General features: G+C 71.7%; 3 protein-coding genes. All 3 read left to right on the top strand.

Features of this window, described 5'->3' with window-relative positions; all coding sequences use genetic code 11:
- Window positions 1–200 precede the first annotated feature (200 nt).
- The 3 genes from ACFV6I_RS38580 (at window position 201) to ACFV6I_RS38570 (ending at window position 3,254) form a co-directional block, all read left to right on the top strand.
- A complete protein-coding gene (locus ACFV6I_RS38580) occupies window positions 201–1,187 on the top strand; it encodes an FKBP-type peptidyl-prolyl cis-trans isomerase (protein WP_363377220.1) in 987 nt (328 codons plus the stop codon).
- Between the two features lie 209 nt (window positions 1,188–1,396).
- Complete coding sequence (locus tag ACFV6I_RS38575; protein ID WP_079135480.1) at window positions 1,397–2,707, top strand: FKBP-type peptidyl-prolyl cis-trans isomerase; 1,311 nt, start codon at window positions 1,397–1,399, stop codon at window positions 2,705–2,707.
- A gap of 163 nt (window positions 2,708–2,870) precedes the next feature.
- Window positions 2,871–3,254 carry an FKBP-type peptidyl-prolyl cis-trans isomerase gene (locus ACFV6I_RS38570; RefSeq protein ID WP_063346909.1) on the top strand — a complete coding sequence of 128 codons (384 nt, stop codon included), beginning with the start codon at window positions 2,871–2,873 and terminating at the stop codon, window positions 3,252–3,254.
- The last annotated feature ends 89 nt before the right edge of the window (window positions 3,255–3,343 follow it).

Here is a 3,343-nt window from a genome sequence, read left to right as displayed (position 1 = left end):
TGGAAGGAGAGGTCCTCGCGGTCGGGGGGGGGGGGGGGGCCCGCGCGCCCGCGGGGGGGCCCCCCCCGCGGGGTGACGTGGTGGTGTTCCGGCGGGGGGGGGGCGCCGGGGGGGCTGCGCGGGGGCCCCCCCCCCCCGTCCGGGCATACGCTGTCCGTCGAAGTCAGGAGAGCCGACCTCGATCGACAGTTAGGACCACCGTGCGCCGCACCGCCGGTTTGCTACTCACCCTGCCCCTGCTGCTGGCGGTCGCCTGCAGCAGTTCGCCCAAGGCGGCCGGCCCGGCGACTCCGTCCGCGGCGAGCGCGCCTCCGACGGTGCCCGCGCCGGTCGGCGAGGCGTCGCCGATGCCCACGCTCTCGGAGGGCGGTTTCGGCAGCAAGGCCACCATCACCCTCCCGGAGGGCCAGCCCGGCGGCCAGTTCGTGGTGAACACCGTCAGCGAGGGCGAGCGGTCGACGGTCAACAAGGGCGACTGGGTGACGGTCAACTACACGGCGAAGGACTGGACCACCGGCAAGGACCTGCCCAGCTCGTACGACCCGAGCGGGAAGCCGCAGCTCTACCAGGCCGGCAGCGGACAGCTCGTGCCGGCGCTGGACCAGAGCGTGATCGGCAAGAAGGTCGGCAGCCGGCTGCTGGTGGTCGCCCCGCCGGCGGCGGCCTTCGGCGAGCAGGGCAGCACCCAGCTCGGCGTCAACAAGGGCGACACCGTGGTCTTCGTCCTGGACATCATGGAGAGCCTGCCACAGGACTCCACGCTGACCGGCGCCATGACCCCGCCGCCGGCGACGATGCCGCAGGTCAAGGACAACGGCAAGGCCCCGGTGACGATCACCGTGCCGGCCGGGCAGGCCGCGCCCACCGACCTGGAGCAGGCGGTGCTGATCAAGGGCGAGGGCAAGCAGGTCAAGAGCGGGCAGACCCTGGTGGTGCAGTACACCGGGGTGCTCTGGAACAACGGCCAGCAGTTCGACTCCTCCTGGACGCACGGGGGCGCGCAGGCGGTGCAGATCGGCACCGGCAGCGTGATCGAGGGCTGGGACAAGGCGCTGGTCGGCCAGACCGTCGGCAGCCGGATCCTGCTCGTGGTGCCGCCCGCGCTCGGCTACAAGGACCAGGCGCAGGGCTCGGTGCCGCCCAACTCGACGCTGGTCTTCGTGATCGACATCCTGGAAGCGGTTTAGGGCGGACACGCACCCCTGGGATTCCGTACGCTTGGGCGGACGCTCGTACAACGAAGCGTCCGCCCTCATCCTGAGCTGTCATACTGCCCTCGCACTGTGGCAGGCGCCGCCCGGCGTCGAGGTCCGGGGCGGACGGTGCGACGGCAGACCGGCAGTCAGCACGCCGGTCGCAGACCTGGAAGACCTCGTGGCGAGATGGATGGGGAGTCATGACTGAGAAGACGCCGAGCCCGGGCGGGGCCGACACCGCGGCGAACGACAGCTCCGCGGGTGACCCGGCCGCCTCGCGTCCCGGCGGCCCGCTCCCGGGGGACGGCGAGTCGATCGTCGTCCCGCCGTCGATCCTGAAGCAGCAGGCCGGCTGGGCGCAGCCCGGCGAGCAGCCGCGTGCCTCGGGCGGGACCAAGACGGACGACACCCCGCAGATCTTCGCCTCCACCGTGCGTCGGGGCGACACCTCGGAGGCCGGGTACGACGAGAACCCGCCCGGGGTGGGTCGGCTGGGCGTGATCCTCGGCACGGTGCTGACCTTGCTGCTGGCCGGCAGCGCCGTGACGCTGTACCTGGTGAACAAGGACGGCAAGTCGGACACCGCCGCCAAGCCGGACGCCGCCAAGAGCGCGCCGCCCACGCCGACCGCCGACCCGGTGCCGCCGATCAAGGACAGCGCCAAGGTGCTGCCCACCGTCACCGGTGACTTCGGCAAGAAGGCCGAGATCCAGGTGCCGGGCGAGGCCTCCGACGGCTCCTTCGTGGTGAAGGTGCTGACCGAGGGCACCGGCCCCAAGGTGGACAAGAACTCCTGGACCTCGGTGGACTACACCGCCAAGGACTGGACCACCGGCAAGGACATCCCGAGCTCGTACGACAACAACGGCAAGCCGCAGATCTTCCAGGCCGGCACCGACGCGCTGATCCCGGCGCTGGACCAGGCCGTGGTCGGGAAGAAGGCCGGCAGCCGGGTCCTCGTGGTGGCCCCGCCGGCCGCCGCGTTCGGCTCCCAGGGCAAGGCCGACATGTCGATCGGGGCGAAGGACGACCTGGTCTTCGTGATCGACATCCGCAACGCCAACGCGCCCGACTCCGTGGTGAGCGGCACCGTCACGCCGCCGCCCGCGGACTTCCCGCAGGTCAAGGACAACGGCAAGAAGCCGGCCGAGATCACCCCGGTGGCCGGCGCGAAGGACCCGACCGAGCTGAAGTCGCACGTCCTGATCAAGGGCACCGGGCCAGCGGTGGAGAAGGGCGAGAAGGTCGTCGTCCAGTACACCGGCGCGCTGTTCAAGGACGGCAAGATGTTCGACTCCTCGCTCAGCAAGGGCCAGGCGTTCTCCTTCCCGGTCGGCGGTGGCCAGGTCATCCAGGGCTGGGACCAGGGGCTGGTGGGCCAGACCGTCGGCAGCCGGGTGGAGCTGGTGATCCCGGCCGCACTGGCGTACGGCGACAAGGGCCAGGGCGACATCCCGCCGGGCGCGCCGCTGGTCTTCGTGGTGGACATCCTGGACGCCGGTCAGGGCTGATCCACTTTCGGGTGACAATGGTGTGCGTGTGACCTTCAGGTCCGGCCGCGTGGCCGGACCACCCCGGGCGGTGGGCGCCCGTACCGTGGTCCGGGAACGGACCGGGGGTGCGGGCGCCCGCCGCGTGGTCGTGACTGCAATGCGAAACGTGAGAAGAGGGACTGTGAGCGTCAACCTCAACGAGAAGCCCGAGATCGACTTCCCGATCGGCGACGCCCCGGCGGACCTGCAGATCCGCGACATCGTCGTCGGTGACGGCGATGAGGCCAAGTCGGGCCAGGTCGTCAAGGTCCGCTACGTCGGCGTGACCTTCGAGACCGGCGAGGAGTTCGACTCCAGCTGGAACCGGGGCACCGCCCCGTTCTCGTTCCCGCTGGGCGCCGGCCGCGTCATCAAGGGCTGGGACCGCGGTGTCGCCGGCATGAAGGTCGGCGGCCGCCGCGAGCTGACCATCCCGTCGCACCTGGCCTACGGCAACCAGTCGCCGACCCCGCTCATCCCGGCGGGCTCGACCCTGATCTTCGTCGTCGACCTGATCGGCGTCTGAGTCGTTCCACACCGTGGGGGGGGCCCCCCCGCGGGGGGGCGCCCAGACGGGCGGGGCGCGCCCGGCGGGGGGGTGGGGGGGGGGTGTGG

It is taken from the genome of Kitasatospora sp. NPDC059803, from assembly GCF_042732255.1.
Lineage (GTDB): Bacteria > Actinomycetota > Actinomycetes > Streptomycetales > Streptomycetaceae > Kitasatospora.
The sequence above is the reverse complement of the archived record's forward strand: the minus strand, read 5'-3'. Positions and strand labels throughout refer to the sequence as shown.

Excerpts from the sequence above, each read along its gene's own strand:
- ACFV6I_RS38575 (WP_079135480.1), top strand. The coding sequence starts at position 1,397 with ATGACTGAGAAGACGCCGAGCCCGGGCGGGGCCGACACCGCGGCGAAC.